Source organism: Burkholderia paludis (assembly GCF_000732615.1).
Lineage (GTDB): Bacteria > Pseudomonadota > Gammaproteobacteria > Burkholderiales > Burkholderiaceae > Burkholderia > Burkholderia paludis.
Window position 1 is genome coordinate 18,259 of record NZ_JPGL01000079.1, and the last position, 26,609, is coordinate 44,867.

Annotated in this window: 19 protein-coding genes; 8 read left to right on the forward strand and 11 right to left on the reverse strand. The window is 69.2% G+C overall.

What is annotated here, in order from left to right; all coding sequences use genetic code 11:
- Nucleotides 1-129 precede the first annotated feature (129 nt).
- From GQ56_RS0134580 to GQ56_RS0134590, 3 genes are all read left to right on the forward strand, one after another.
- Nucleotides 130-1,641 carry a PTS transporter subunit EIIC gene (locus tag GQ56_RS0134580; protein WP_081895016.1) on the forward strand — a complete coding sequence of 504 codons (1,512 nt, stop codon included), beginning with the start codon at nt 130-132 and terminating at the stop codon, nt 1,639-1,641.
- Nucleotides 1,642-1,730: 89 nt separating this feature from the next.
- Nucleotides 1,731-2,846, forward strand: coding sequence for a porin (locus GQ56_RS0134585; protein WP_031402998.1), 1,116 nt, complete (start codon nt 1,731-1,733; stop codon nt 2,844-2,846).
- A gap of 69 nt (nt 2,847-2,915) precedes the next feature.
- Nucleotides 2,916-3,794, forward strand: coding sequence for a hypothetical protein (locus GQ56_RS0134590; RefSeq protein ID WP_031402999.1), 879 nt, complete (start codon nt 2,916-2,918; stop codon nt 3,792-3,794).
- A 249-nt stretch (nt 3,795-4,043) separates the two neighbouring features.
- On the opposite strand, the gene GQ56_RS0134595 is transcribed toward GQ56_RS0134590, so the two are convergent.
- Entirely contained in the window at nt 4,044-6,296 is a 2,253-nt protein-coding gene (locus GQ56_RS0134595) for a TonB-dependent siderophore receptor (protein WP_235212812.1), read from the reverse strand.
- A gap of 255 nt (nt 6,297-6,551) precedes the next feature.
- Here GQ56_RS0134595 and GQ56_RS0134600 point away from each other — a divergent pair, with 255 nt between their 5' ends.
- Together GQ56_RS0134600 and GQ56_RS0134605 are read left to right on the forward strand one after the other, a co-directional pair.
- A complete protein-coding gene (locus tag GQ56_RS0134600) occupies nt 6,552-7,394 on the forward strand; it encodes an AraC family transcriptional regulator (RefSeq protein ID WP_160257586.1) in 843 nt (280 codons plus the stop codon).
- Between the two features lie 298 nt (nt 7,395-7,692).
- Nucleotides 7,693-9,852, forward strand: a complete 2,160-nt coding sequence (locus tag GQ56_RS0134605) for a TonB-dependent receptor (RefSeq protein ID WP_161788597.1) — start codon at nt 7,693-7,695, stop codon at nt 9,850-9,852.
- Nucleotides 9,853-9,963: 111 nt separating this feature from the next.
- On the opposite strand, the gene GQ56_RS0134610 is transcribed toward GQ56_RS0134605, so the two are convergent.
- Nucleotides 9,964-11,388 (reverse strand): aminotransferase-like domain-containing protein, encoded by a 1,425-nt coding sequence (locus GQ56_RS0134610; RefSeq protein WP_031403003.1) that lies wholly within the window; start codon nt 11,386-11,388, stop codon nt 9,964-9,966.
- Between the two features lie 563 nt (nt 11,389-11,951).
- On the opposite strand from GQ56_RS0134610, the gene GQ56_RS0134620 reads away from it, so the two are divergent.
- Complete coding sequence (locus tag GQ56_RS0134620) at nt 11,952-14,126, forward strand: DUF4132 domain-containing protein (RefSeq protein ID WP_031403004.1); 2,175 nt, start codon at nt 11,952-11,954, stop codon at nt 14,124-14,126.
- Nucleotides 14,127-14,317: 191 nt separating this feature from the next.
- Here the strand turns inward: GQ56_RS0134620 and GQ56_RS0134625 are convergent, their stop codons facing one another.
- The 3 genes from GQ56_RS0134625 to GQ56_RS0134635 form a co-directional block, all read right to left on the reverse strand.
- Nucleotides 14,318-15,232 carry a hypothetical protein gene (locus GQ56_RS0134625; RefSeq protein WP_031403005.1) on the reverse strand — a complete coding sequence of 305 codons (915 nt, stop codon included), beginning with the start codon at nt 15,230-15,232 and terminating at the stop codon, nt 14,318-14,320.
- Nucleotides 15,233-15,321: 89 nt separating this feature from the next.
- Nucleotides 15,322-15,645 (reverse strand): TfoX/Sxy family protein, encoded by a 324-nt coding sequence (locus tag GQ56_RS0134630; RefSeq protein WP_031403006.1) that lies wholly within the window; start codon nt 15,643-15,645, stop codon nt 15,322-15,324.
- A 252-nt stretch (nt 15,646-15,897) separates the two neighbouring features.
- A complete protein-coding gene (locus GQ56_RS0134635; RefSeq protein WP_031403007.1) occupies nt 15,898-17,634 on the reverse strand; it encodes a site-specific integrase in 1,737 nt (578 codons plus the stop codon).
- Nucleotides 17,635-17,989: 355 nt separating this feature from the next.
- Here GQ56_RS0134635 and GQ56_RS0134640 point away from each other — a divergent pair, with 355 nt between their 5' ends.
- Nucleotides 17,990-19,174, forward strand: coding sequence for a tetratricopeptide repeat protein (locus GQ56_RS0134640; RefSeq protein WP_052007395.1), 1,185 nt, complete (start codon nt 17,990-17,992; stop codon nt 19,172-19,174).
- Nucleotides 19,175-19,277: 103 nt separating this feature from the next.
- On the opposite strand, the gene GQ56_RS0134645 is transcribed toward GQ56_RS0134640, so the two are convergent.
- From GQ56_RS0134645 to GQ56_RS0134665, 5 genes are all read right to left on the reverse strand, one after another.
- Entirely contained in the window at nt 19,278-19,469 is a 192-nt protein-coding gene (locus tag GQ56_RS0134645) for a DUF2964 family protein (protein ID WP_031403009.1), read from the reverse strand.
- A 16-nt stretch (nt 19,470-19,485) separates the two neighbouring features.
- Nucleotides 19,486-19,965 carry a universal stress protein gene (locus GQ56_RS0134650; RefSeq protein WP_031403010.1) on the reverse strand — a complete coding sequence of 160 codons (480 nt, stop codon included), beginning with the start codon at nt 19,963-19,965 and terminating at the stop codon, nt 19,486-19,488.
- Between the two features lie 181 nt (nt 19,966-20,146).
- Entirely contained in the window at nt 20,147-21,925 is a 1,779-nt protein-coding gene (locus GQ56_RS0134655) for a right-handed parallel beta-helix repeat-containing protein (protein ID WP_152601945.1), read from the reverse strand.
- Nucleotides 21,926-21,927: 2 nt separating this feature from the next.
- Nucleotides 21,928-23,058: a 2-dehydro-3-deoxygalactonokinase gene (locus GQ56_RS0134660; protein WP_081895018.1), complete on the reverse strand. Its 1,131-nt coding sequence runs from the start codon at nt 23,056-23,058 to the stop codon at nt 21,928-21,930.
- 49 nt (nt 23,059-23,107) lie between these two features.
- The gene (locus GQ56_RS0134665) at nt 23,108-24,229 is read right to left on the reverse strand and encodes a porin (protein ID WP_031403013.1); all 1,122 of its coding nucleotides are present in this window, start codon (nt 24,227-24,229) and stop codon (nt 23,108-23,110) included.
- A 318-nt stretch (nt 24,230-24,547) separates the two neighbouring features.
- Here GQ56_RS0134665 and GQ56_RS0134670 point away from each other — a divergent pair, with 318 nt between their 5' ends.
- Nucleotides 24,548-25,543 (forward strand): LacI family DNA-binding transcriptional regulator, encoded by a 996-nt coding sequence (locus tag GQ56_RS0134670; protein ID WP_235212813.1) that lies wholly within the window; start codon nt 24,548-24,550, stop codon nt 25,541-25,543.
- Here GQ56_RS0134670 and GQ56_RS0134675 read toward each other — a convergent pair.
- A complete protein-coding gene (locus GQ56_RS0134675; protein ID WP_063962886.1) occupies nt 25,540-26,445 on the reverse strand; it encodes an SMP-30/gluconolactonase/LRE family protein in 906 nt (301 codons plus the stop codon). The genes GQ56_RS0134670 and GQ56_RS0134675 overlap by 4 nt on opposite strands.
- Nucleotides 26,446-26,609: the final 164 nt, after the last annotated feature.

A 26,609-nucleotide genomic window follows, 5' to 3' on the forward strand; every position in this document is an offset into this window, starting at 1 on the left:
AATCCCTTGGACAGCTTCTAAAAAACTACCTATTGCCAACCATTATATGTATTGGTACGTTCCAATTTATCGACAGTTCACTGTATCCGTCTCCGAATCGGGGCGGTTCGGTCTTTCACGGGAGCAGGCATGGCGGCGGACACGACAGAGCGGTTCAGGGCATTGGCCCACGCGATTCTCGGTGCAATCGGCGGCGCACGGAACGTGCGCCACCACACGCATTGCATGACGCGACTGCGCGTCAGCCTCGCCGATCCCGCGCTCGCCGATCCGGCCGCGTTGCGGCAACTGCCCGGCGTGCTGGGCGTGGTGAGCGGCGATCCGCTGCAGGTGGTCATCGGTCCGGGCACCGTCAAGCAGGTATGGAGCGCGTTCGCGCAGGCATTGAGCGAACACGATGCGAGCGGCGCGCCCTCGCCGGCCGATGCGCCGGCCGCCCCGCCGCCCGCGCCCTCGAAGCGCGGCAACCACGCCGTGCGCGGCTTCCTGCGCCGCATCGCCGCGATCTTCACGCCGCTGATCCCCGCGCTGGTCGGCGCGGGGCTGATCAACGCGCTCGGCGGCCTGCTGCTGCTGTGGGCCAGGCATTCACCGCCCGACAGCGCCGGCGACCTCGCCTTTCTCGCGACCGTCGCGTCGACGATCGGCACGGCGTTCTTCGCATTCCTGGTGATCCAGGTCGGCATGAATGCGGCGCGCGAATTCGACGGCACGCCGAGCCTCGGCGGCGCGGCCGCGAGCGTGATGATCGTGCCGGCGCTGACCAAGCTCCCCGCGTTCACGCTGCCGCTCCTCGGCGAGATCGTGCTGCGGCCCGGCCAGGGCGGGCTGATGGGCGCGCTGCTGGCCGGCGCGCTGGTCGCGCTGGTCGAGCGCAAGCTGCGCACCCGCATCCCGCCGGCGATCGAGACGCTGGTGACGCCGACGGTGTCGCTACTCGTCGCCGGCGTCGCGACGCTGTTCGTGCTCATGCCGGTGGCCGACGTGCTGACGAACGGCGTCAGCAAGATCACCACGCTGCTGCTGAACGTCGGCGGCATGCCGGCCGCGTTCGTGCTCGCCGCGTCGTTCGTGGGCCTCCTGATGTTCGGCCTGCATCAGGCGCTGATCCCGATTCATGCGCAGCTCATCGCGCAATACGGCTTCACGGCGCTGTTCCCGATCCTCGCGATGTCCGGCTGCGGACAGGCCGGCGCCGCCTTCGCGCTCTATTTCCGCGTGAAGGATGCGGGCCTGAAACAGCGGATCCGCGACACGCTGCCGACCTGCATGCTGGGCGTCTCCGAGCCGCTGCTGTACAGCGTCACGCTGCCGCTCGGCCGCCCGCTCGTCACGTCGTCGATCGGCGGCGGCATCGGCGCGCTCGTGCTCGGGTACTTCGCCAGCCACGGCGACTTCGTGGGCGCGACCACGATCGGCCCCGCCAACCTGATGCTGATCCCGCTCGTCACGGGCCCGATGGGCCTGGGCAGCAGCGTCGCGGTCTACTGTCTCGCGACGGCGACGGCCTATGCGTCGGCGTTCGTGCTCACGTGGTTCTTCGGGCTGACGCAGGATCAGCGCCGGCAGTTCGTCCGGCCCGCCGCACCCCGCCCGGCGCCGCGCGCCGACGGGCCGCTGCCGGTGCAGCAGCCGCGCTGAGCGCACCCGGCAGTCATGCGGAAAGGCGGTCGTGCCAGGGGGGAACGGCCGCTTCTTTATCGCCCTATTAAATATGGATAGCTAAATAAATGAAAAGCCGAATCGCCTTCGCGGTCGCGTGCTTCGTGACGACACTCGCGCATGCGCAATCGAACGTCCTGCTGTGGGGACGCCTGGGCGGCGACGTCCAGTACACGAGCGGCGTGCAGACGCCGCACGGGCTCGCGTCCCGCTGGTCGGAAGGCAGCGACTGGGGCGTCAACATCATCGGCCTGAAGGGCACGGAAGACCTGGGGAACGGCAATCACGCGCTGTTCTGGCTCGAATCGGCGTTCACGCCGACCGGCTCGCTGGTCGCCGGGCTGATCTTCCAGCGCGCGGCCTGGGTCGGGTTGAAGAACGACACCTACGGCACGATCCGGTTCGGCCAGGGGCCGATGCTCAACAACTACGTCTGGGAATACGACCCGCTGCTCGAGGAGAACTTCGGCGCGCAATCGTTCGTCGCGTACCGCAACGGCTCGCGCCTCTCCAACGGCATCCGCTACCTGTCGCCGGACCTGAACGGCTTCTCGTTCGACGCGGAGCTGAACCTCGGCAACAGCCCGACCAGTTTCAATGCGGGCGATCCGGCCAACGCGGGCAAGGCCGGCCGCGCGGACGGCGTCAGCGGCGCCTACACGCGCGGCGATTTCCAGGTGCGGGTGGTCTGGGACGAGATCCGCAACGCGCAGGGCATCGAGAACAACCTGTTCAGTTACTCGCGCGAGCTGTTCGTCGGCGTGCGCGACCGGTTCGGCCCGTTTCGCGTGCAGGCCGCGTACACGCACTACTCCGCGCCGGATACGCCGGCCGGCCTGTCCGACCGCGCCGACCTCTGGTGGGCCGGCCTCACGTACGACGTGAATCCGTTTTTCCACCTGCAGGGCGCGGCCTACACGATGAAGGTCGGCCCCGGCAAATGGACCGCCGATCACGACGGCGAATCGCGCGTGACGATGGTCGGCGTCGGCTGCATGTACGACCTGTCGAAGCGGACGTTCCTGTACAGCATGGCGGCGCACGTGTTCAACAGCGCCAACGCGAATTTCGGCGTCAATCCGCAGAGCCCGGGGCTCGGCCCGATGAACGCCGGCTGGGGCACGAACCCGGCGCCGGGTCACGGACAGACCGGCGTCTATGCCGGCATCGAAACGATGTTCTAGCCGGCGCGACCGGCGCGGTAACGGCGCCGCACGCCATGTTCCTTCCACTTGCCTACCAGGAGTCCAGCCATGTCATTCCGATCCCTCCGCCGGCGCGCGACGATCGCCGCAAGCGTCGGCGCCGCAGCCCTGATCGCACTGGCGCTCGCCCGGCCGTTCGATGCCGGCGCGGCAGCGTCGTTTACCGTCCTGGACGACACGGCCTACGCCGACGTCACGATCGGTCACGGCGCGATCAAGACCAATTTCATCCCGGCCCGATACTGCCAGCCGCTCACGTACGATGCGTCGACGGGCAAGGTCAAGCTGCCGTCGCAGAGCGACTGGGTAGCGCTGGTCAACACCTACGACCCGACGCCGGCCGATTCGGCCGGCTACCTCGTACTCGACTGCGAGAAGCTGTACCTGACCGGCAGCACGGCGACGATCGCCAACCGGTTCGCGATCCTCAAGCAGCTTCAGCAGTGGACCCAGGAGATTCGCCCGAACCGCGTGCTCGGGTGGTACGGGCTCGCGAACGCGGCCAACATCAGCACGGTGGACCCGGCCAGCGCCTATCGCGACATCGCGCAGCTGATGGATCTCAACAACGGCCAGACCGCCTATTTCCCGAGCGAATACGTGAAAGCCAACGGCACCTCGCCGTACACGGGCGCGGCATGGGCGTCGCAGCTCAACGCCGACCTCGCGACGACGGGAACGATCGATCGCCAGAGCAGCACGGGTGCGCACCCGGCCTTTCCGTACATCTGGCCGCAGTACTACGACCAGAACACGACGCTGATCCCGGCCTCGACCTGGCAGAGCATGCTGAACACGATCCGCAGCACCACCGCGGCCGGGCTGATCATCTGGGGCGGCCAGAATCCCGCCGTCGAATACGACGCGAACAACGACGGGAACGGCCCGTGGGTGGCGGTCACGCAGGCGTTTCTCGACAGCCTCTGATCGACGCACGTCCCGGCCTCGCGGGGCCCTGTCCGGCCAATTGCGTCAGGACGGGGCGCCCGCGCGCCGGGCCGCGCGCGCGGGCGGCAGGTCGGCGCGCGGCGTCTCCCGCGCCGGCGTCGCCCGGTATCCGTACGCCGCGCAGGCGCACGGCACCGCGTGCCGCGCGCGGATACCCGGGGCCGCGACGTGCCGGAACCTTCGAGCCGACGGGTTCGACACGGGGCCGCGGCCCTCGTCGCGATCGGCTTACCACTGATACTTCGCCGTACCCAGCGCGCCGATCTTCGAGCCGTAGTAGCACGCGCCGCCCGAGCAGTACGCGACGTAGGTCCGGTTCGTCAGGTTGGTCGCGTTGAGCGCGAATTTCCAGTTGCCGATGTCGTAATGCACGGCCGCATCGAGCAGCACCACGCTGCTGACGTCGAAGGTGTTGGCCGTATCGCCCGCCGACATGCCCAGGTAGCGCACCCCGCCGCCGAAGCCCAAGCCGCGCAGCGGCCCGCCGTGCAGCGTGTAGTCGGCCCAGATGCTGGCCATGTTGCGCGGGGCGAAGGTCGGACGCTTGCCGACTTGCGACGCCGTGTTCGACTTCAGGACGACCTGGTTCAGATACGTATACGAGCCGAGAATCGCGAGCGCGTCGGTGAGCTGCACGCGGCCCTCGAGTTCGAGGCCGCGCGAGCGCACTTCGCCGGTCTGCACCGAATAGCCGGGGTGATTCAGGTCGGCGGTCGTGACGTTGTGCTGCGTGAGATCGAACAGCGCCGCCGAATAGAGCGCGCGATAGCTCGTCGGCTGATACTTCACGCCCACCTCGTACTCCTGCCCGGTGGTCGGCACCAGCGCCTGGCCCGCGAAGTTCACGCCGGTGGTCGGCTGGAACGACTTCGCGTACGAGAAGTACGGCGCGATGCCGTTGTCGAACAGATACGACAGGCCGCCGCGCCACGTGAAGGCATGCGGCGTCTGGTTCTGCAGGCTCGAGGTCGAGCCGCTCGTCTGGATGTTGGTCGAGGTCCAGTCGTTGCGGATGCCGAGCGTGAGCAGCCAGCGGCGATACTCGATCTGGTCCTGCAGATAGACGCCGAGCTGGTCGGTCGCGGTGTCGACACGCTTGGTCGTCTTCGTGATCCGGCCAAGCGTCGAGAAGTCCGGGTTGAACGGGTCGAGTGTGCCGATGGCGCCCGAACCCGAATTCGTGCCGCTCAGCAGCCGCTGATAGTCGACGCCGACGAGCACCGTCTGCTTGACGTCGCCGGTCGAGAATCTCGCCTCGAGCTGGTTGTCCATCGCGAACTGGCTCAGGTGCTCGCGGTCGAGGAACGCGTTCATCGTGAGCACCGACTGGTTCGTGCCCGCCTTCCAGGTGCCGAAGTACGACTGATGGTAGTCGACGTCGTCGTGCATGTAGCGCGCGTCCGAGCGGAAGGTGAAGGCATTGCCGAGCTTCTGCTCGAACCTGTAGCCGAACGCGTACTGCGTGCGGCGGAAGTAGTCGTCGTCCGGGTTGCCGACGTAGATGCCGGGGCTGATCCTGCCGTTCGGGTTGTAGGTTGCCGTGCCTTGCACCGGCAGCGAATCGAACTGGCCGCCCGCGGGATCGCGCTGATATTGCGCATAGAGCGTGAGGCGCGTGTCGGCGCCCGGCTTGAGCGTGACGCTCGGCGCAATCGCGAGGCGCTGATCCTTGACGCCGCCCACCTGGGTATCGGCGTCGCGGCCGAGCCCGACGATCCGCCACAGCACGGTGCCGTCCTTGTCCACCTTGCCGCCGACGTCGAACGCCGCGCCGTAGTAGTCGTGATTGCCGAGGCGCAGCTGAACCTCGTTGACCTGATCCTCCGTCGCGAGCTTCGACACCATGTTGACGATGCCGGCCGGGCTGCCCGCGCCGTAGAGCACCGACGCCGGGCCGCGCATCACCTCGATGCGCTCGAGGAAGTACGGGTCGATCCGCGGATTGGCGTAATACTGGTTCAACTGCAGCGCGAGACCGTCGAGATATTCCGTGTAGTCGAAGCCGCGCCCGCGCAACTGGTCGAAGCGGAAGTCGGTCGAGTCCTGCGAATACACGCCCGGCGTGTAGCGCAGCGCCTGGTCGACCGTGGTCGCGCCCTGCTGCTCCATCTGGTCGCGCGTCACGACCGACACGGACTGCGGCACGCGCACGATCGCCGTGTCCGTCCTGGTGGCGGTCGTGGCGCGGGTGGCGACGATGCCGGCGGTCGGGCCGGTCGGCGACTCGCGTTGCGCCAGCACGTTGACGGCCGGCAGCGTGCCGTCGACCGCCGGCCGTGCATCCTGTGCCGGCGCCGAAACGGCCGCGGCGCCCTGGCCGGCGCGCTGCGCGCCTTGCGTGCGGATCGCGTCGTCGCCCGACTGCGCGTGCGCAAGCGCGGAAACGGCCAGCGGCATGCCCAGCAGCGCCGCCCGTGTGGGCAAAAACGCCGCGCGCCATCCGCGCGGCCCGGCCATGGTGTTGTCCTTGCGTCCCTTCATCGTCAATCCACTCGCGAATGTTAATGATAATGCGTCTTATTACGTTTTCTGAAGCTATAATTCCCGCGGCAACGGACGCCGCAGGCAAAGGCGATGCGCGGATGGGGGACTGTGTCGTTCGATGGTCCAGGCGCCGCACCCCGTGAACACACGCCGGGCGGCCGTCTGGCGAGGTCAGATGTTATTAGTTGGCGCTCCGCAGAGGCAGACGACCTGTGGGGCCAATCCGGACATGTTTTGGCAACGATGAGCGTTATGAGTGGGTTTTCGAATGAAACGGACAATTCGCGTCGTGCGCCGCCGCCTTCCGTCGCCCCTCCGCCAGCGGGCAGCCTGCCTGCCGTGTTCGGGCAGGCGATCGAATACGAATCGGGCGCGCGCGAGGTCGCGCATACCCACCCGCGCGCGCAGTTGCTGTACGCAACCCGCGGCCTGATTCGCGTGCGCACGCCGGCCGCGAGCTGGGTCGTGACGCCCGATTGCGCGATGCTCGTGCCGCCGCGCGTGGAGCACGAGCTGGAGATGGTCGGCAAGGTCGGATTCCGCACCCTTTACGTCGATCCGTGTCCGATCTGCGGAAACGACGAGGGTCGCCTCCTGCCCGTCGACCCGCTGCTGCGCGAGGCGATCCTCGCGATGACTCGCCAGCCGGTGCTTCCGCGCGAACCGGGCAGCCTGGCCGACATCCTCACGCAACTGATCGTCAACCTGCTTGCCGCGATCGCGCCGGGCGACGACCTGCACGGTCGCCTGCCGCTGCCGCAGCATCCGCGGCTGCGCCGCATCTGCGAGGCGCTGGTGGCCGAACCGGCCAACAGCGATTCGCTGGAACATTGGGGCGACCGCTTCGGCGCGAGTTCGCGAACGCTGGCGCGGCATTTCCAGCGCGAGACCGGGATGCCGTTCGCGAAGTGGCGCGAGCAGATGCGCGTATCCGAGGCAATGTGCCTGTTGTCGACGAATGCGCCCGTGGACGAAGTCGCTCGCCGTCTCGGCTACGCCGATGCCAATTCCTTCGCCGCGATGTTCAAGCGCGTGCTGCATACGACGCCGCTCAAATACCAGACGACGATGTGCCGCCCCGCCCCCGACGCGTAGCGTCATGACGCCCCGGCCGGCCGTTTGCACCGGGCCGGTCGCCCGCGCACTGTGCTCTGTCGGCCGCGGACCGATTGCCCCGCTTGCCGCGAGCACCCCGACGATAAAATCGGCACGACAACGCTGCACCGGACCGCGTGACGCCGGCCTGCCGGCGTTGTATCGCAACGAACATCACGAGCGCTCATTCGTTCGCCCTGGACCCATGAGCGCTTTTTTTCGATCTCGTTATATCCGACCAAACATATCGAAGCGCTCGCTCGCATATTGAACGGAGCAGCGCCAGAAGCTGATGCACATGAAGAAAAGAGAATGGGTATTGGGGCCGGCGGTGTTTGCCGCCTGGATCGGCGCGGCTCACGCGCAGCAGTCGCCCGGCGAAACCGTCCTGCCGCCGATCGACGTCTCGGCGCCGGCGCCCGGAACGGCCCGCTATTTCACGGACAGCGCGGCCATGGGTGCGCTCGGCACGCAGGCGATCCAGGACATTCCCGCGTCCGTCACGGTCGTGCCGCAAGGGCTCCTGCTGAACCAGCAGGTAGCGACGGTCAATGACGCGCTGCGCTACCTGCCTTCCGTCACGATCCGCAACCAGCAGGGCTATGAAGTCTCGCGCCCGCAGTCGCGCGGCTTCCAGGGGTCGATCGTGCAGAACACGCGGCTCGACGGCTTCAACGTGATCGGCACCACCGCCATTCCGGCCGAAAACCTGCAGGACATCCAGGTGCTCAACGGCATGGCCGGTTCGCTCTACGGCCCGCAAACGCCGGCCGGCACGTTCAACTACGTGTCGAAGCGTCCCACCGACCAGCCGTTGTTCCGCTTCACCGAGGGCGACGATTCCACCAGCGTGTTTACCGAGGCGCTCGACGTGGGCGGCCGCGTCGGCCCCGACGGCATCCGCCCCGACGGCGCGATCGGCTATCGCTTCAACCTGGTGCACGGCGAAGGCAGCAGCTGGGCGCCCGACAGCCGCAGCAACCGCACGCTGCTGAGCGCGGCGCTCGATTTCCACCTCGACCGGCAAACCGTCGTCGAGACCAGCTTCAGCCATTACCAGACCAACATCACCGGCCTGCCCGGCAGCATCACCTACGACAGCGGCAAGAGCACGTTCCTGCCGGCGGCCGTCGACCCGACGCGGCTCGGCTACGGGCAGCCCGGCGCCGGCACGGATCTGATCACGAACACCGCGTCGATCAAGCTGAAGCACGACATCGACGACCAGTGGAACGTCGAGGTCGGCCTGCTCTACCAGAACGCCGACCGCGGCCTGTACGGCATCACCAATGCGCTGACGGACAACACCGGCCGCTATACGGTGACGAAGAACTTCAACGCGGTGCCGCACTTCGCGATCGCGAGCGACACGGCTTCGCTGAACGGTCATTTCTCCGTACTGGGGATGATGAACGACTTCACGCTCGGCACGAACGGCTTCGACAACGCGCAGTACTCGTCGCGCAACCCGATCGCGACCGTGCTCGGCAGCGCGAGCCTCGCGAACCCGGCCGTGTTCGCGGCGCCGCCGGTGCCGAACAATGGCGGCCAGTACCGCTCGGCGACCCTGACCGAGCAGACCATCGTGCTCGGCGACACGCTGCACCTGAACCCGCGGTGGGCCATCCAGGGCGTGCTGAACTCGACCTTCATCGACCAGCGCAGCTTCGACGCGAAGGGCCGCGAGACGGGCGGCAACGCGCAGGCGGGCGCCTTGAGCCCGACGCTGAGCGTGATCTACCGGCCGACGCAGGCGCTGACGACCTACGCGACCTTCACGAGCGCGCTGGAACAAGGCGACCAGGCGCCGGCCGGCACCGCGAACGCGAACCAGTTCATGACGCCGTACCGCGATCACGAATACGAAATCGGCGCGAAATACGCCCCCAATCCGGACTTCCTGATCAGCGCCGACGCATTCTGGATGACGCGCCCGCTGGGCGCGACGAATGCGGCCACCAACGTCTTCTCGGTGATCGGCTCGCAGCGCGACATCGGCGCCGAGCTGTTCGTGCAGGGCGAGCTGACGCACGACCTGAGCCTGTTCGGCGGCGTCACCTATGTGGACGCCACGCTGAACCACACCGGCAATCCCGCGACCGACGGCGGCATGGTCGTCGGCGTGCCGCGCTTCAAGGGCGATCTCGCGGCCGACTACCATCCGGCCTTTGCGGACGGTGTCGCGTTCACCGGCGCCGTGCACGTCGAAAGCAAGCGCGCCGCGACCAACACCAACAACTCGTTCGCCGCGGGCTATGCGACGTTCGACCTCGGGCTGCGCTATTCGAACGCGTTCTTCGGCCATCGCGAGACGTTCCGCTTCCAGGTCGTCAACCTGACCGACAAGCGCTACTACGCGTCCGTCGCGGACGGCAACATCGTCGGCAGTCCCGGCGCGAATACCGCGTATCTCGGCACGCCGCGCACCTTCATGGCGTCGCTCGAACTGGACTACTGACACGGCGGTCCCCTTGAACGGGGCGGCAACGCAACAGGCCGCCCCGCAAACGACAGAGCCGGCGCGAGGCCGGCTCCGTCGTTGACGCTCGATGCGCGCACCCGCGCCCGTTCAGCGCATGCACGCCGCGGCCAGCTTCCCGACCGTGATCACCGCCTGCTCGATCTCCGGCGACCACGGGCTGCTGTAGTTCAGCCGGATGAAGTTCCGGAAGCTGTCCGTGATCGAGAACATGTAGCCGGGCCCGATCGTGATCCCCTGTTCCAGCGCGAGCTGGTACAGGCGCATCGCGTCGACCTGCGCGGGCAGCTCGACCCACAGCACGTATCCGCCCGCCGGACTCGAAATGCGCGTGCCCTCCGGGAAGAACCGCGACACCATCGCCCGCATCAGGTTCGCCTGCTGCGCATACGCCTTGCGCAGGCGCCGCAGGTGATGCTCGTAGCCGTCGCGTTCGAGAAACTCCGCGATCGCGAGCTGCGGCAACGACGGCGTCGCCAGCGTGTTCAGGAATTTCAGCTTCTCGACCTGGTCGCGATAACGGCCCGGCAATGCCCAGCCGATCCGGTACGCGGCCGTCAGGCTCTTCGAGAACGACGAGCAATGCAGCACGATCCCGTTCCGGTCGTAGGACTTCAGCGAACTCGGATGCGATTCGCCGAAATACAGTTCGTTGTACACGCCGTTCTCGATCAGCGGCATGCCGGCCTTCGCGGCAAACTCGACCAGCTCGCGCTTGCGCTCGTCCGGCATCTGGAACCCCAGCGGGTTCTGGAAATTCGGCATCACCATGCACGCGGCGATCGGCTGCGATTTCGCGATCGTCGCCAGCGCCGCGATGTCGATCCCGTACTCCGGATGCGTCGCCACCTCGATCGCCTTCATCCCCATCCGCTCGATCGCGTGCAGCATCGCGTAGAACGTCGGCGATTCCACCGCGATCGTGTCGCCCGGTTTCGCCACCGCCTGCAGGCACAGATTGATCGCCTCCGTCGCACCGACCGTCACGATGATCTCGTTCGGGTCCACCGACATCCCGTTTTCCAGGTAGCGCCGCGCGATCTGCCGGATCAGCCGCGGATGGCCCGGCGGCAACCCGTCCGTCACGCCCCACAGCGACTTGTCGCGGCCGGCCGCATACGCATAGCGGTTCAGCTTCTCGAACGGAAACAGGCTCGGGTCCGGATACGGCGAGCCGAGCGGCACCGCATCGTCGGTGCCGATCGAGCGCAGCGTCGACAGCACGAGCCGGCTCACGTCGACCGACGACGAGATCGCGATCGGCTTCGACGGCCGCAACTCGCGCACCGGCGCATGCCCTTCGTCGTTCCGCAGGTTCACGAAATAGCCCGACTGCGGCCGGCTTTCCAGCAGCCCGCGGCTCTCCAGCAGCAGGTACGCATGCAGCACCGTCGTGATGCTGATCCGGTGCTGCTGGCTCGCCTGCCGTACCGACGGAATCCGGTCGCCATGACGGTATACGCCCTGGCGGATCAGGCGCTCGATGTCGTCCGCGAGTTTTTCATAGAGTTTCATCGCTTCCCTCCCGCCGGCCCGCGCCGCCGCGCCGCCCTGCCGTGTGCGCCGGGATTGCGCACGTTTTGCCCGTCGATCGGGCCGTCGTGATTGCCGATCGGTCGCTCCGGTTTTGCCTTTTCCATCGCACTGGCTCTCTCTTGAAGATGCGCCGGCAGGGTCCGGTAGGACCGGATCCGCGGCACTGTGCACTTGATGATCGGATCTTAAGAGAAGAACAGTTCGGGACGAGTACACACATCGATCCCGCGAACAAGAGTACAGTTTGACCCGGATCACGCATGACGAAAAAACTGTACGTCATATGAAATGGCCGGGCGGCCGGAAGGCCGGCGGGACGCCGCCAGGCGGGCCATCGCCCGGCCAGCCCAATCGGGATGCAATACTGTGCGACCCACGGTTTCATTGCCGGAGTCACACCATGCAGTACCCGATCGAACGGGCGGCCGCCCCCGGCGGCGCGCGCCGCGCCGTCAGGCAAGTACAAAATAAATGGCACCGGAACAACACGGCCGGCCATGCCGGCGTCCGCGCATCGCGCCCCGCCGGCAACGGAGCCGCCGATGCCTGATCGCGACCTCGCTTCGCAGCTCGTCGCCCGGCTGACCGGCAGCGTCGACCATCCGCGCTTCACCGGTGCGCCGATCGACCTGTCGGCGCTCGACGCGCACGCGCTCGGCACGGCCTGGCCGGCGCTGCGCCGCACCGAACACGCAATCTGGCAAGGCGAACTCCCCCATGACGATCCGCGCGCCGAATTCGCGCGCTGGCTGCGCGGGCAGATCGATGCGCTCGGTCTCGTGCCGCTCGTCGACGCCGATGCCGCGCTCGAACTGTTCCGCGACATCCCGCCCGGCGGGTGGAAGCGTGCGCTGGAGGACCTGCCGTGCCTCGACGCGCTGCCGTCGTCCGCGCTGCGGGCCGAACTCGCCAGGATCGCGGACGAACCGGAGACAGACGGCGCGCGCGCCGCGTCCGCGTACGGCACGTATGCGCTCGACTGGTTCGCCGGCCGCCGCGATTTCTCGGCGCGACGCGACGCGTATGCGCAAGCGCTGGCGGATTCGCCGTTTCGCGTGCGCGAGCTCGACGTGCTGCCCGAACTCGGGCCGGCCGCGCTGCTCGCGCTGGCCGCGACGAACGACGGCTACTTCTCGCCGCGGCGGCTGTGGCTCGACTTCAGCGATCCGGCCGTCACGCTCGCGGAAGACGCCGCGTATGTCGCGTTCGCGCGCGACGCGCTGACCGAGGCCGCGCGGCAGGTCGCGGCGCTCCATGCGGGGGCCGTTCCCTACGAGGCCGATCGCGCGTTCACGACCGACGACGCGCAGGTCGTCGCGCGTGCCGTGCGCGTGGCCGCCTATCGCGACGAAGCGTGGCTGCGCCCGCTGATCGGGCCGCTGCTGACGGGCGTGTGCGTCGCGCCGACGGCCGCGAAAACCGCGCCGTCGCAGTCGCTCGCGATCGCGCTCGGTCACGCGGTCGAGGCCATCCCGACCCCTGAAGGCGTGCACGCGCTGCGCGACGCGCTGGCCGCCGTGCGTCACGCCGGCGTGCAGAAGAAGCTCGCACGCAACCTGAAGCCGGCCGAACGCGCGCTCGGCGAACGGCCGCGCACCGCGCTGCGCATGACGCTCGACGCGAAGCCCGACAAGAAGCAGCTCGCGATGCTCGCCACGTGCATGGAAGCCGGCTTCTGGCAGTCGATGACGCTCGGCCAGGCCGAATGGCGCGAGCGCCTCGTCGATGCGCCGGCCGGTGCCGCGTTCGCCGCGCGCACGATCTGGCACGCGCGCGGCAGCGATGGCTCGACGCAGTCGTTCATGCCCGACATCGCGAAAGGCAAGGTCGTGCTGCGTGATGCGGCCGGGCGCGCGATCGACATCGCCGGCGACAGCGACATCCGGCTCTGGCACCCGCTGCTGGCCGACGCGGACGAGCGGCTCGCGTGGCAACGCGCGATCGTCGGCCGCACGCTGCGGCAGCCGGTCAGGCAGGCCTTCCGCGAATACTACGTGCCGGCCGACGGCGACGCGTCGGCCAGCGATTCCGCGATGTTCGAAGGCCACGTGCTGTCGAGCCGGCAGCTGGTCGGCGTCGCGCGGCGCGAAGGCTGGTCGATCCGCGCGTACGACGACGGGCTCGTCCGCGAATTCGGCGACGTGCGCGCGACCTTCCTCGTCGATGCACGGCTCTATCCGGGCTCGGAAAGCCACGGCACGTCGCGCCGGCTGCACTTCGAACGCCGGCACGAGCGGCGCTGGGTACCGCTGCCGATCGGCGAGATCGACCGCGTGGTGTTCTCGGAAGTGGCGCGCTCGGTCGATCTGCTCGTCAGCGTCGCCGCGTTCGCGCTCGACGACGACGCGACGCGCGCGGCGGCCGCCGCGCTCACGGTCGACCCGGTGCGCCAGCGCGAACTCGAAACGCAACGCCGGCAACGCGTGAACCGGTTGTCGGATCTGCCGCTGGGCACGATGGCGCGGCATCGCCGGCACGTGCTGTCGCTCGTGTTCGCCGGGCCGGTGGCGCAAGGGAAGATGACGATCGACGAGCGGCATGTGCGCGTCGGCGCGTGGTCGGTGCATTGCGCAACCGGGCGCGTGATGCGCGACGGAGAACCCGTCGATGCCACGCTCGAACCACCACCGTCGCCGCTGGGCGCGGTGCCGTGGCTGCCTTATGACGAAGCGCTGCTGCAGCGGATCGTCGACGTCGTCGCGGGGTTGCTCGACTAGCGGCCGCCGTCAGATCGAACCCGCACCCCCACCGACCTTCACGCGCGGCGTGCTGTTCGTCGGAAGCCGGCACGGCTCCGATCCAAGCGGGTTTCTTCGCGCACCGTACGCGCACCTCGCCACCGGCAGCACCCCGCTCGAACGTGCGCGCGTCGAACTGACGCCCGGCGGCGCGACCGGGAACCGCCCCGTCACCGCGCCGCCTGCTGCCGCTGCACCTCCTGCGCTTTCATCTGCAGATACGCACCGCGTTCAACCTCATGCAACTGCTGCGGATACTGCTCGGTCGCGTCGAACCAGCGCGCGAGGCGCTGGTCGAGCGGCTTGTCGAGGGTCGCGAGATACGTGTCGATCGCGAGGTAGTAGCGCATCGTGTTGCGCTCCAGCAGCCCGCGCACGCCGCCGATGTACTGCGGCGGCGCGGCCGACGCGGCGCCGACGGGAGTGAACCCGACCTTGTCGCTGCCGACCGTCGCGAGGTAGGTCTTCATCGCCATGCGGCCGACCGTGCCGAAGCCGTACGAATACGTGAGATGCAGGAACGTGCGCGATGCGCCGACCGGCACCGCCTCCAGCTCGATCCGGTAATCCCGGGTGCCCATCGGGCCGCTGTCGGCGGTCAGGTCGACCTGGAAATAATCGGGCGTCGCGGCCGCCACGCGATAGCGGAACTGCACGCGATAGGTGTCCGACAGCTTCTGCTGGATCTTGCGGCCGAGGTTCACGTCGAGCACCGGGCCGCTGCCGCCGCCCGGCGACGCATGACAGTACTTCGTGTTCAGGTGCAGGATCAGCACCGCGCACCAGTTCGCGGGCCCCTGCGCGGGATCGCCGAGCTGGCCGCTCACGACCGCGAACGGATAGTCGACCACCGCGTAGATGTCGCCCTTCAGCGACGACGACGCCTCGGACGATTCGAGGTACAGCGGCCGGTGAAACGCGTTGTCCTTCAGTTGCGCGCCGAGGCTGTGGTAACGGTCGAGCAGCGCGGCCGCGTCGTCCGCGCCGAACGACAGCACGCTCCAGCCGACACACAGGGCCGCGACGAGCGCGTGCCGGGCGCGGCGGGCAAGCCACCAGCCGCGCGGATGTCCGGATGTCTTCATTCTTGTACTCCCGCCAGGCGCGCGACGGTCGCGCCCATGTGTCACAGAATACGCCTGGCCGCAGCGCAACATTGCATGCAAGCGGGCCGTTATCGGCGACGCCTCACCGGCACGGGCAACTGCGCGGCGGTGATCCGGATCAGCGCCGACAGCCATTCGCGATCGTCCCAGTGCTCGCCGCCGATGACGAGGTGCGGCTTCGCGGCCGGATACGGCGAACCTTCCTCGCACGCGCCGAGGAACGCGCGGCCTTCAGGCGTCGGCTTGACGAACAGCCGGTCGTCACAGACGAGCGCGACCATCTTGCCGTCGCAATAGATACCGTACTCGCCGAACATCTTGCGCGCCGATACCGTGCCGGCCGCCGCCATCTGCTCGACGATGAAATCCGCGGTGCGCTGGCTCGATGCCATCCGTATCCCCTGAAAAAAGTGTATGACCGCCGGGTGTGCCGGACCGTTCCGCCTGGCTCGCCGATGCGTCGCGGCGTGTGGTGCGTTCGTCGGTGGAATGCGCGCTCCGGCTCGTACGGGCCTTCCCGGCCCACGACGCCCCGTGTCGTGACAGTGACAACGACATGACGGCGCGCGGCGCGCCGACATCGCGCGCGCCGATCGCGTCCGCGCACCTGCCGGACCGGCGCGGCGCGATCGACGGCGACGCCGTTACTTGTCGGCCGCAAACGCGCTCGACATCTGCCGCGCCCGCTTCACGTCGTCGCCATGCAGGTAAATCGACGTCGTCGAGATCGACGCGTGCCGCAGGTTGTCGCGCACCGTCGTCAGCTCCGCGCCGCGCGCCAGCGCATGCGTCGCATGCGTATGGCGCATCCAGTGCGGGCTCGCCTGCCGCAGCTTCTGCGCGAGCGCGGGGTGATCGGCATCGACCTGGGCGGCCGTCTGCGCGAAGAAACGCTGCATCACCTTCCACAGCCGCACGCTCGTGATCGCGGCCGCGCCGTCTTCCGCCAGGCTCGGAATCAGCGGTGTATCCGGCCGCCAGCGCGCCGGCGTCACCGGCAGCCGGCGCGCGACCAGATAGCGGTCGAGCGCCGTGCGCGCGAGCGGCGGCAACGCGACGCGCGCGGCCTTGCTGCCCTTGCCGATCACCTTCAGCCACGCATCGCCGTGCGCGTCCGTCTCGATGCCGCCGAGCGTCGCGCCGACCAGCTCGCTCGCGCGCAGCCCGGTCGCATAGCCGAAATCGAGAATGAAGCGCAACCGCTGCGCGGCGGCCGGCGTCCAGCCGGATGGCGACGCGCCGGCCGCCGTGCCGGCGCGAAACTCGAGCCCGTCGGCGATCGTGCGCACGAGCAGCCACTCGCCCTCGGTGAACGCATGCGACGTGTCGAGCGCGCTCGCGCCGCGCGTATCGCGCACCTTGACGCCCGCGAACGGATTCGCGAGCAGGTAGCGCTGCTCGATCAGCCAGCGGAACAGCGCGCCGAGCACCGACAGCGTGTACGCGGCCGAGCGCGCGGACAACGCGCCCGAGAACGGCCGCCAGTCGGGGGCGCCGCGCGGCCGCACGGGCCCGACCCAGCGTTCGTGCGGCGTCGGGCGCCGGATGAATGTGCGATACGCGACCGCGTCCTCGGTCGTCAGCGACGACAACGCGCGGCCGCGCTCGACGATCGCCCACAGGATCAGCCGCTCGGCCTCCTTCCGGTACGCGCGCCGCGTCGCGGCCGATTCGTGCAGCGACAGCCACGCGTGCACGGCCGCGTAATCGTTGTCGGCGTCGAGCGTGCTGGTCGCGCGCGGCGCGCGGAACGTGCCGGCCGAGCCGTCGACCTCGTGCGGCAGCTTCAACTGCTCCCACGGCACGATGGTGCCGCGCGGCGTCGCCGCGATCAGCGCGCGCGCCCGTTCGGTCAGGTCCGGATGCGCGGCGAAGAACGCCTCGATGTGCCGCGCGCCGGCCATGCCCAGCCCCGCGATCGCGCGCCACCACTGGCGCCGGCGCGGAATCCGCACCGTGAGATCGGCGAGCGTCGCGATCCCGTGCGCGCGCAGCGCGACGACCGCACGCGCGGGCAGCCACAGGCCGACGTCGTCGCTGATCTGCGGGACCGGCTCGCGCGCGTGGCGCAGCAGGCCGATCGCCTCGGTTGCCGCCTTCGCTTCCCGCATCCGCTCACCGTCGGGATGACCGAGCCGCTCCGCGAGATCGGGCCGGCCGACCTGCCGCGCGACCCGCACGAGGCGGCGGCGGATGCCGCCGATCACGCCGCGCGCCGAGCGCCCCTCGCCGAGGCGATCGGGCAGGTAGCGCGCGACGGCCTGACGCACGGTCATGCCCGCGTACCACGCGCGCAGCGCGGCCAGTTCGTCGGCGTCGGGAAAACCTGCGGGCGCGGCGGCGGAATCGGGGGAAGACGGTGAGGCGAGGCGCGGTTTCATGGGCGCCAGTTTGACAGAAGCGCGCGCGGCCGGATACGTCGCGCGCGGCATTCCGGGTACCGCGATTCCCGGTGCGCGCGGCATCGCGCCGGCGCCTCCGAGCCGCACGGCCACACTGCAACGGATGTGCGCTGCCTGCTATGCTGCGCGCTGCATTCCCGCATCGTCCGTCCGCTCGCCGCGCCGCATGCCCGGCAGCGGACGGAACGTGCATCGAAATGCGCCGAACGAGCCGGCAGCCCGCAACGGGACGCGCCGGCCGCAGCCAGCGGTCCGTCGAGGGCTGCGCAACGGGTCCGGTGCGTTTCAGGCCGTCGTTCCATCAAGCCTTGCCTACAAGAAGAACCGCCATTTCATGACATCACGCCTTCTCGCCGCGGTCGTTGCCGCGGCCCTGAGCTGCACCGCCCTGCCCGCCGCCCATGCACGCACCTACCTCGCACCGACGGCATCGTTCGGCAAGGGCCCCCACGTCCATCAGTTCGTGCTGCGCGACCCCGTCACCCACCAGCCCATGCCGAACGCGCGCTACCGGCTGTTCCTGCCCGGCCAGACGATCGCGGGCCTGCCCCCGAAGCCGGGCGAGCACGATAGCGTGATCTTCGGCACGACCGACGCGGCCGGCCGCACCGTCAGGATCCGGCTGCCGAAAGCGCATCCGGAGAAGGAGTGGGTGTTCAACGCGATCATCGGCGAAGGCGACATGGGCGAATCGTTCCGGCTGGTCGACCCGTCCGGCACGCAACCGCTGCGCGGCATGCCGTACGTCATGGACGTCCAGGACGAATATCTCGCGTGCGGCTACTCGGACGCCAACGGCTACACCTACTATGCGCAGTCGCACACGCCGCGCAACGTCAGCGTCGATACGGGAATGCTGTCGGCGCCCGACGACACCGACTGGTGCGCGGGCCCCGGCGCGGCCATCGCGAACCGCGCGCACGATCCCGCCGCGCCCGACCTGTACACGCAGTACCTCGGCACGCTGGTCGCCAACGGCAACCGGATCAGCGACGAGCTGCGGCAGCAGATCGTCGCGAAGCTGGTATCGCTCGCGATCGCCGAACGCGACGAGGGCCGCGTCGCGGCGACACTCGATCTGGGCGAGATCTCCGACCGCCATCTGAACAGCATCGGCTATCGGCTCGCCGACGCCGGCGTGGCGGTCGGGCGTGCGCTCACGATGATCGACGCGCGTCTCGCGCAGGCGCCGGACGACGCATACGCACTCGACAGCAAGGGCTGGGCGCTGTATCGCCTCGGCCGCAACGACGAGGCGCTCACGTGGTTCGACCGCTCGATCGCGATCTTCGCGCGGGACGGCGACATCGACGACAGCGCGCGCGAGGCGTACGCGACCGGGTTGACGCACAAGGGAGAAGTGCTGTGGAAGCTGGGCCGCGAGGCTGAAGCGCGCGATGCGTTCGCACAGGCGCGCAAGGTGCAGCCGAAGAACGACACGCTGGACGAGACGTTGAAACGGCTGGCGATAACGATCGGCCAGGATGGCGCGAAAACGCCGGGCACCGCCAGCGAGTAAGCGATTACGCGAGGCAGCGGCCGGCGGGGCGACGCGGCAAGCGCCGCCGGTCGTCCGGAAAAGCGGGGGCCGGGCCGGAAACACCCGGCCGGGCCCGCCCGCGTCACTCCTCGCCCTTCGGGCCCGGATTGAGCATCACGACGAAGCCGGCCACGCCGACGACCAGCGCGATCGCCCCGCCGCGCAGCGCCATCGCGCTGTCGAACAACAGCCCCGTCACCACGGACATCATCCCCGCGAGCGACACGAACACGGCAAACGCCGCGACGACGATCCGGTACTGGCGGCGTATCATCGCGCCCCCCGTCGCGTTACGCGGCGGCCACGGCGGCCGCCACGTCGGCGTCGTCGCCGCGGATCAGCAGCACCGGGCACTTCGAGCCGCGCACGAAACGCTCGGCGACGCTGCCGAGCAGCACGCGCCGGATGCCGCGCCGCCCGTGCGTGCCGACCACCGCGAGATCGATCGCATGCTCCTTCACGTAGCGCTGCAGGCGTTCCGAGATGTCCTCGCCGATGCTCTCGGTCTCGACGAGTTCGGCCTCACCCTTCGCGCCGGCCAGCGCGACGACCTGCTCGGCCTCGCGCAGCACCTTGCGCCCGTCGTCGCGAATCTCCTCGACGAGCGCGTGCGGATCGAAACGGCCCGCGTAAGTGAACAGCACCGACTTGTCGACCACATACACGACGCTGACGTGCGCATCGCCCGCCAACGCCACCTTCACTGCCTCGGCCAGCGCCTGCTTCGACGAAGCACTGCCGTCGACTGCCACCATGATCTTCTTGTACATGCGAACCTCGCTGGGGTGAACTGCCGCGCACCCTGTCGCGCGCGGCCTTGTCACCATCATCGGCGGATGGCGGGTTCGAATGTTGACGACGATCAAGCCCCGCGGGCATCGGCCTGCGACCGCCCGACGCAGCGCGCCGCCGACGCGCCCCGCCGGCCGCCGCGCGCCGGGGCCCGCGCCGTCATTGCGGGTGCGGCGTGCGGTACCGGTGCTGCTCGAACCCGCTGTCGCGCGACCACGCGCCCGCAACCGCGTCGACGTCCTGTCCGGCGAACGGCAGCACCGTATCGGGCTCGGCGCCGTGACGGTAGTTCGGCCCGGTGAACTCGGGGTCCGCCGCATAGCCGAAGTACGCGTTGCCGCTCCACACGATGTTCGCGTAGCTCCCCTGCGGATTCTTCGTCCGGAAAATCGCGCCGCTGTCGGATGCGTTGTAGAAGCGGTTGCCCGTCACCTGGAACGCGTTCGCATAACTGAGGTTTTCGACGATCGGGGTCACGAGGCCCGGCGTGCGCGTGATCACGACGTTGTCGCGCACGACGGAATCGGCCGATCCCGCCGCCGAGACGATCCGCCGCCGGTCGTTCAGGCTCAGGTTGTGCTCGACGAGCGCGCCGGTCTCCTGCGCGACGTGGCCCAGGCCGTCGGATCCGCATCCGCAGAACAGCATCAGGCCGCCGTCGTTGTCGTGGCTGAAGTTCGCGACGACGCGCGTGTTGCGCGTGCCGAGATCGGCGTCGAACGCCATCGCGTCGCCGGCCTCGATGTTGTTCTGCAGCCGCACGCCGTTGACTTCGTTGTACTGAAACAGCGCATCGTCCGTGTTGATCGCCCATGCGCCGGCGCTGTTGCCCGGCGCGCGCATCCAGATGTCGTACAGGTGATTCGCCTCGACCTTCGGCGCGGTGGCCGTGCGCACGATGATGCCGTCGCCGCCGACGTTGTGGATCAGGTTGTTGCGCAGCACGACGCGCGTCATCGGGAAGTAGTCCGACGCCGCCTGCGTGGCCGGATCCGTCAGGTAGGCCGGATTGCCCTTGTACGGCGGATAGTCGCCGCACGGCGCGCCGCCCTCGCGGCACATCCACGCCGACCGGGTCGACAACGCGACCGCGTCGACGTTGTAGATCTCGCTGTTCTCGACCGTGATGTCGTCGAAGCCGGTCGGCTTCTCCTTCTTGCCGACCACCTCGTTGTCGCGCGTCACTTCGAACAGCATCCCGCCGGTGGTCTTGTACGAACCCACCGTGTTGCTCGCGACGTCCTTCAGATAGCCGCGCACGTGATGCACGTACACGTCGTCGACGTGATAGTGGCTGCCCGTGCCGTAGTCCTCGAGCCGCACATACAGCCCGAGGCGCCCGCCGGGCGTCGTCGCGTCGTTGGTCAGTTCGAGCGAGCGGATCTCCCAGTACCGGGTGTTGTAGAGATAGAGCGCCGCGCGGTTCACCGTCGGGTTGTCCGACCGGCACAGCGAGTAGTAGGCGCTGAACCCGCTGGGCGTCTTGTGCTGCTCGGTGATCGACTGGTCGGGATCGGCCGCCGTGTCCGCGCAGCCGGCCGCGATGACGGGGCGCGGCGCCTGCGGATCGCCGTACGCGTCGACGACGATCGGTGCGCCGGCCGCGCCGGTGCTGCCCGCTGCGGGCGTGAAGCTGCCGTTGCACGTCGTGCCGCGCTTGAAGCGCACGTGCATGCCGGGCGTCAGCACGATACGGTTCAGCGACGCGAGATCGCGAACCGGATTCGCCTCCGTGCCGGCCGGCGCGGCCGGTGCCGCCGCGTTCGTCCCGGCCGAGCAGTCGACGTACAGCGTGCCGGGCGGCGCGTCGGCCGCCTGTCCGCCCGCCCGCGCGGCGGCCAGTTGCTGCCCGGCTGCCGCGCCGTCCGCCGATTCCCCGCCGCCGCATGCCGCAAGCGCGCCGATCAGCGGCGCCGCGACCATCTTCCAGTGTTTCAAGGTCAGTCTCCTGAAATATTGCATTCGCGATCCCGCGCCGGGTCGACCGCAGGTCGATCCGCGCGCCGGCCGCCCGTTCCGGCCACCGCTTCGTCGAGACGATGCGGCGCCCCCTCCTCGCCCGCCGCGGGCAACAGGCCCGCCCGCTCGGCCAGCGTCCACAGGCCGGCTGCCGCCGCTCCGTCGATCGTGTCGACGGGCGGCCAGCCGATCAGCCACGTCGCATGCCGGTAGCGCGCGCACAGCGCGGCGTCGCCGATCAGCATCGGCCCCGGCGCATCGGCATGCGCCGCGCCGGCCGGCCCGCCGTCTTCCGCGGCCAGCCCCGCGAGTTCATGACCGATCAGCACGCCGGACAGGTAGTCGGCCTGTTCGTCGGCCGCCAGCTCGCCGGCCAGCAGCCGCGCGCGCGAACCGAAGATCGTCGCGAGCAGCCCCGCCGCGTGGCCCGCCTGCGCGGCGCGCACGCCACGCTCGAAGGCCGTGCGCGCGAACCCGGCGGACGGTCGCATCGTGCGGCCGAGCAGGCTGTGCGTACACAGCAGCGCATACAGTTCGCCCGTCATGAAGGTGCGAAAGCGCTCGATACGCGAGCCGCGCACGGCCACCCATTTCGAGTGCGTGCCCGGCAGGCCGAACCACCGCAGCGTCTCCGCCCCGTGCGTCGCGCCGCCCGCCTGCAGCGCGCCGACGATCTGCGTCTCCTCGCCGCGCATCACGTTCGCGAGCTCGCCGCGCTGCATCAGCCCCGGCACAATGTGCACGGTCGTCCCGCGCCGCGCACGCACCGTCTGCAGCGACGCGCCGAGCCGCGCCGCGTCGATCGGCACGTCCGCGTATGGCGCCTCGCGCCAGCCCTGCGCACTGCCGACCATGCCCGCCGCGACGACCGGCAGCGCCGGCCACGCATCGAGCCATGCGCCGCACACGTCCTCGAACGCCGCGTCGCAGGCATGCGCGATCGGGACGCCCGCGCCGCCGATCTGCATCACGCCCTTCGCCGCGCCCCGCTCGTCCAGCACGGTATGGGCGCTCGCCATCAGGTACGCGCGCAGCGACGTGGTGCCCCAGTCGAGCGCGATCAGGCGCGGCAACGGCGCTCGTCCATCGGGCCGTGGTGTTGCCTCTTGCATAGGATTCCTCTTTTTCAGGGTTGACGTGAGCCGCGTTGCCGCCGCGATATCAGAAGAGCGTCTCGATACCCGCATAGACGCCCGTCTGCCTGTGCCCCGGCAGCGGCGACGCACCGAGTCCGTTGCCGTTGCCGAGCCCCGGCGACTGCGGGTTCACGCCCAGGTTCGCGTTCGCGCTGTTGAACACGTGCGCGGCCGTCGCGTACAGGAACGTGCGCTTCGACAGGTCGTACATCGCGCCGAGGCCGACGATCGTCGAACGCCCTTCGCCGCTGTGGTCGGCGGTCCACTGGCCGGCGTCGATCTTCATCGAATAGACGGCGCTCTGCAGATGCAGGAACGGCGTCGCGTCGTACGTCACGCCGCCCCAGTAGTAGTTCGCGGTGCGCGACAGGCCGGCCGGCGTATCGGGCGCGCTGTAGCGCGTATAGCCGAGCTGCACCAGCGCGGGGCCGAAACGGTTGCGCACGCCGATGAAGGCTTCCTGGGACGCGGTGAACAGGTTGTCCTCGCGGCCGTACTGGTTGCGGATCTCGTTCCAGATGGCGCGCACCTCGAAGCCGCCGTGCGTGTAGGCGAGCGTCGCGCCGTCCGAGAGCCCCGTCGCGTTCACGTTGTTCGGCGAGCCGCGCAGCCAGCCGTTCGAGCTGTTGCCGAGGTTTGCCTGCAGCGCGAACGAGAAGCCGCCGAAGGTCGGCGATTCGTAGCGGATCCCGTTCGACAGCTTCGGGCCGTTCCGGTACGACGTCAGCGACTCGACCGAATAGTTTTCCTCGAGCAGCGGATCGTACGACCAGATGTAGCTGTTGATGAACGAGCCCTGCCCGAGCCGCAGGAAGCCGTAGCGCTCGTTCCTGAACCCGACCCACGCGCCGCGCTGGAACAGCACGCCGCCGCTGTAGTTGCCGTTGGCCGCGTTGATCGCCGATTCGAGCCAGAACACGGCCTGGTTGCCGCCGCCGAGATCCTCCTTGCCCGTCAGGCCCAGGATGCTGGTCCCCCAGTCGTTGCCTTCCGAGAATCGCGAACCCGTCGAATGCGCGCCGTTCTGCACGCCGCTCAGGTACTGCACGTCGCCGCCGACGCGCCCCCACACCGTGACGCTCGATTCGGCCTGCGCCGCCGCCGGCACCGCCAGTGCCAGCGCCGCGATCCACCCATACTGTCGCATCAAGATCTCCTCCTGTTTTTCGTTCACGCCCTGTCGAAATGGGAAAACGCTTTCCCTCAACGGCAAAAAAATTTCGCGGCGGTTGTCGTGCGTCGTTTTCCGTCGAATGTCGTCCGGAATGCGCGCGTGCTATGCTCGCGAAAAGGGAAAGCGTTTTCATTGTCGACGCGCGATCGCGCTTTTTCAAGGGAATTCTGGCGCCCCAAGGGATACTACCGAGTCCGATCGCGCGGCACGCGACCCCGTGCGCCGCGCGACCGCCGCCGTCGGCGCGCATGCTATGCTCGCCGGCAAAACGCACTGACACTCACTTTCATCGTGGCCAAGATCAACGAAGTCGCCGCTGCCGCAGGCGTCTCCATCGGAACCGTCTCGAAGTTCATCAACAAGACGAAGCGCTTCTCGCCCGACGTCGAGCGCCGCATCGCCGAGGCGATCGATCAGCTCGGCTACGAGTCGAACCCGCTCGCGCGCTCGATGGCCACCGGCCAGACGGGCGCGGTCGGCGTCGTGATCCAGGATATTCTCAACCCGTACTTCACCGCGATGGTCAAGGGCGTCAACCGGATCGCGCAGCGCAACGATTTCGTCGTCCTGATCGTCGACGCCGACGAGAACCGCAAGGGCGAACGCCCCGCGCTGACGAAGCTGAGCCGCCGCGTCGACGGGCTGATCCTGAACACCAGCATGCCCGACGACGACCTGCGCTGGACCGCGAGCCTCGGCAAGCCGGTGGTCGCGGTCGGCTCCGCGCCGCGCGACGGCCTGCTCACGCTGTACTCCGATCCGGTGCGCGCGGGCGAGATGCTCGCGCAGCACCTGCTGATGGAGAAATACCAGCGCTTCGCGTACATCAGCCTGCCGAACGCGCGCGGCGACGACGAACGCCGCGCCGGCGCCGAGCAGGTGCTCGCGCGCGCGGGGCTGCCGCTGCGCACCTTCAGCGTGCCGCGCGCGACCGTCGCCGACGGCGAGCGCGTGTGCGCATCGGTGATGCTGTCGGCCGAGCCGCCCGATGCGGTGATCTGCTACAACGACATGATCGCGGCCGGTTTCATCAAGGAGGCCGAACGGCTCGGCATCGCGATCCCGCACGACGTCGCCGTGTGCGGCTTCGACAATCTCGAACTCGGCAAGCTCACGTCGCCCACGCTGACGTCGATCGACACCGAGACCGAGCGCGCCGGCGAAGTCGCGATGACGACGCTGCTCGACGCGCTCGCGGGCAAGTCGCCCGCCGCGCACGCGATGCTCGACGCGCGGCTCGTCGTGCGCGAATCGACGGTGCGGCCGCGCGAACCGCGCCGCCGCTAGGCGCAACGCGACGCAACCGCCTCCCCCAGCCACGCGCGCGCGACGCGATGCGGCCCGAGCCCGGCCACGCCCGGGCGCGTCTCGAACAGGCTGCCCGCGAGCGGCCCGCGCAGCAGCCCGTCCGCGCTCACGTTGACCGACGCCGACGTGACGAACAGCGTCGCGCGATCGGCGCCGCCGAACGCGACGCTGGTCGGCCGCTGCACGGGCATCTCGACAACCGCGTCGAGCGCGCCGTCCGGCGCGTAGCGATGCAGCCGCCAGCCGTCCCAGACCGCCGACCACACGCCGCCCTCCGCGTCGACCGCCAGCCCGTCCGGCACGCCGCGCGCGTCGCCGAGCGTCGCGAACGGCCGCGCGTTCGACACCTGCCCCGCGTCGGCGTCGAAGTCGTACGCGAGGATCGTGCGGCGGCCGGAATCCGTCACGTACATCGTCGCGCCGTCCGGGCTCCAGCCCATGCCGTTCGCGCACGCGAAGCCGGCCGCCGCGACGCGCGACGCACGGGCGTGCTCGAAGCAATGCAGATCGCCCGGGCCGTCGCCGTCGTCGGCCATCGTGCCGACCCAGAAGCGGCCGCGCGCATCGACCGCGCCGTCGTTGTAGCGCAGCGACGGCCGCGCGTGCGCGGCGTCGGCCAGCCGTTCGAGCGTGCCGTGCGCGGGTTCGAACAGGTGCAGGCCGCTCTTCAGCGCGACGAGCAGCCGCCCGTCGTCGACGCCCGCCACACAGCCGGCCAGCTCCGGCAGCAGCCAGAAGCCCGTCTGCCCCTGGCCGGGCGTATGGCGGTAGAGCGCGGTGCGCTTGATGTCGATCCAGTAGAGCGACGCCGAGCGTTCGCACCAGAGCGGGCCCTCACCCAGGATCGCGTTCGCGCCCTGTACCAGTTTCACTGTCGTCATCGAAATTCGGTGTTATGCATGCGTTCGGCCGCCCGCCGATGCGGCGGGCGGAACCTGCCGGCCGGGCCGGATTCAGAGCGCGCGGCCCGCGTCGTCGAAGAAGTGCGCGTGCCGCAGGTCGACGCGCCCGCCGACCGGCTGCCCCGCCGCGACCGCGCAGGCGG